Here is a 2,830-nt window from a genome sequence, read left to right as displayed (position 1 = left end):
GCGCAGGCGCGGGTGCCGGGGCGGGCGTGCGCCGCGTCGGAGGGGTCGAGGCGGACGCGGGTGCGGGGGCGGACGCGGGTGCGGGGGCGGACGCGGGTGCGGGGGCGGACGCGGGTCCGGGGGCGGACACGTGCGAGCGTGCGGGCGCGGTGGCGTACGCAGGTGCGGGTGCGGAGGGTGCCGGGACGGCGGACGCGGAGGGTGCCGGCGCCGGCGCGGCGATCGGGACGCTGTCCGCGGGAGGCGGCAGCGGCTGCCGGTGCTCGGTCCACGCGGACCCGTCCCAGTACCGCATGGTGCCGGGCTCGGCGGGGACGGCGTACCAGCCGGCGCGTGCGCTCACCCGTGCCTCCTTCGGACCAGAGCCGCCTCGGGAGACGCGGCAGCCGCACCCTACGGAGGTCGACCGAGGCCGCGGGAGCCCGGACGGCGCACGTCACCTTCCCGGCGGCGGTCAAACGCACCGAACCGCCCACACCACCCGGGGACGACGAGACCGCCCGCACCCGGCGATCGGGTGGGGCGGTCTCGGCGACGGGTCAGCGCGGCGTGTAGGTGAGGCAGTCCGCGGAGTCCTGGCCGGCGCCGACCCGGACGGAGTCGGCGGCGCACTCGAGCGCGGAGTTGTGCACGCAGTCGTCGCGCTGGCACGCACCGACGTGGGTGACGACCTTCTCGAGCCCGCCCTTGACGCCGAGCGGGATGAACGTCGCGCAGGCCGCGTCGCCCGCGTGCCCGCCGATCGTGATCGCCGCCGCGTGGCAGTGCGAGTGGTCGTTGTACGAACAGCCGGCCACCGAGCACTCGGCGACCGGGGGCAGGTCCATCAGCGTGCTCATCGGTACCTCCACGATCCGGGGACGGGGCGTACCTGACCGACGCTAGACCCGTCACGCGCGTCCTGCCTAGGGAAGCGCCGGGGTCTCTGCGCAGGTCAGAGCCGCTTTTCAGGTGAGGCTAGCCTCACTCGGCCGCGCGTCCAGGACCGCGCTGCGACGGTCCCCGCGCAGGTCACGGCCGTCGGACCGCCGCCCGAGCGCGTCGCCGGTCGTGCCGGCCGAGGACGCGGGCCTCGTCAGTAGGTGAACGCGGTGATGCGGCCCTCGAGGTCCTGCGCCATGACCGCGAGCTCGCGGATCGACTCGCCCATCTGCGTGAGCACCTCGGTCGTTGACCGGGCCGCCGCAGCGACGCCGGTGATGTTCGCCGCGATCTCGCCGGCGCCGGTCGCGACCTCGACGACGCCGCGCGACATCTCGTTCGTCGTCGCCGTCTGCCGCTCGACCGCCGACGCGATCGTGAGCTGGTAGTCGTTGATCTGCGCGACGATGTGCGAGATCTGCTCGATCGCCGCGACCGCGCCCTCGGTGTCCGTCTGGATGGCCTGCACCCGGCGGACGATGTCGTCGGTCGCGTTCGCCGTCTCCTGCGCGAGGTCCTTGACCTCCCCGGCGACGACCGCGAACCCCTTGCCCGCCTCCCCGGCGCGCGCGGCCTCGATGGTCGCGTTGAGCGCGAGCAGGTTGGTCTGCGCGGCGATCGACGTGATGACCTTGACGACGTCGCCGATCTCGCGCGAGCTGGTGCCGAGCCGGGCGACGGTGTCGGTGGTGCGGGCCGCGACGGCCGTCGCCTCCTCCGCGACGCGTGCGGCCTCGTTCGCGTTCTCCGCGATCGCGCGGATCGACGCGCCCATCTCCTCCGCGCCCGCGGCGATGAGCTGCACGTTGCGGCTCACCTGGTCGGCGGCCGTCGCCACGACCCCGGCCTGGGCGGACGTCTCCTCCGCACCGGCGGCGACCTGCGCGCCGGCGGCCGACATCTCCTCCGACGCGGTCGCGACGGTCCCGGACGCCTCGGTCACGCCCGCGAGCGTGGTCCGCAGCGCCGACTGCGCGCGGCCGAGCGCCGCGGCCATCCGGCCGAGCTCGTCGTCGCTGCGCACGCGGGCCGTCACCGTGAGGTCACCCGTGGCGAGCGCGTCGACGCTCCGCTGCACGTCACCGACCGCGCGGCGGACGCTGCGGGCGAACAGCATGCCGAGCGCGAGCGCGACCACGAGGCCCGCCCCGGCGACGCCGATCATGGTCCAGCGCGCGAGCGAGGCCGCCGCACCGGCGTCCGCCTGGTCCAGCGCGACCGCCTCGTCGACGTGCGTGCTCAGGTCCGCGAGGGACGCGGTGAGGTTCATGCCCACGCGGGCCGCCTCGTCGCTCTGCGCGGCCCACGCGGCCCGGTCGTCGTCCATCGCCGGCGGCAGGACGTCGGCGTCCACGCTGGTCTTGTACTCGTCGTAGCGTGCGAGGAACGCGTCCCACTCGGGCGGCATCGACCCGTAGGCGCCCGCGTAGACCTCCGCGAAGTCGTCCGTCGCCGAGTCGAACGACGCGTACGCGGCACGCACCGCCGCCATCGCCTTCTGCTTGCCCTCGTCGTCCGGGTACCCGGGCACGCTCGAGATGCCGTTGCGCACGGTCCACAGCGCGTTCGACAGGGTCGCCAGCTGCCCGGTGACCTCGGAGCTCGCCCGCGACGTCGCGGCGGACCGGTCGGCGAGCGCGCTCAGCGACATCACGCCGAACGCCCCGACGGCGACGAGGACGGCCGCGAGCATCCCGACCAGGCCGAGCATCTTGGTCCGCACGGACCGGTCCGCGACGAGCCGGCGCCGCGTCCTCGCACCCGCGCCCCCGCTGGTGGCGGCCCCGCGCTCGGCGGTCGGTTCGGGCGACGACCGCTGGGTGGGGACGTCGGCGGTGCGCTTCGGGGTGAAGACGGGCATGGGGCTGTGCTCCTGGGTCGCGGACGACCGGTGTGTCGCCACCGGTCC

Annotated in this window: 3 protein-coding genes; all 3 read right to left on the bottom strand. The window is 75.4% G+C overall.

The annotated features are described in order from the left end of the window. Nucleotides 1–343 (bottom strand): DUF2510 domain-containing protein (locus tag CTKZ_RS19065; RefSeq protein WP_148090519.1); only part of this gene is annotated, 343 nt, incomplete at its 3' end. Between the two features lie 196 nt (nucleotides 344–539). Continuing rightward, complete coding sequence (locus CTKZ_RS19060; RefSeq protein ID WP_124344396.1) at nucleotides 540–839, bottom strand: DUF1540 domain-containing protein; 300 nt, start codon at nucleotides 837–839, stop codon at nucleotides 540–542. A gap of 236 nt (nucleotides 840–1,075) precedes the next feature. Continuing rightward, complete coding sequence (locus CTKZ_RS19055; protein ID WP_235843559.1) at nucleotides 1,076–2,782, bottom strand: methyl-accepting chemotaxis protein; 1,707 nt, start codon at nucleotides 2,780–2,782, stop codon at nucleotides 1,076–1,078. Between the last annotated feature and the right edge of the window lie 48 nt (nucleotides 2,783–2,830).

Source organism: Cellulomonas algicola (assembly GCF_003851725.1).
In the GTDB taxonomy this organism is placed as follows: domain Bacteria; phylum Actinomycetota; class Actinomycetes; order Actinomycetales; family Cellulomonadaceae; genus Cellulomonas; species Cellulomonas algicola.
The sequence above is the reverse complement of the archived record's forward strand: the minus strand, read 5'-3'. Positions and strand labels throughout refer to the sequence as shown.

Coding starts and splice junctions, on each gene's coding strand:
- CTKZ_RS19055 (WP_235843559.1), bottom strand. CDS start 2,782: ATGCCCGTCTTCACCCCGAAGCGCACCGCCGACGTCCCCACCCAGCGG.
- CTKZ_RS19060 (WP_124344396.1), bottom strand. CDS start 839: ATGAGCACGCTGATGGACCTGCCCCCGGTCGCCGAGTGCTCGGTGGCC.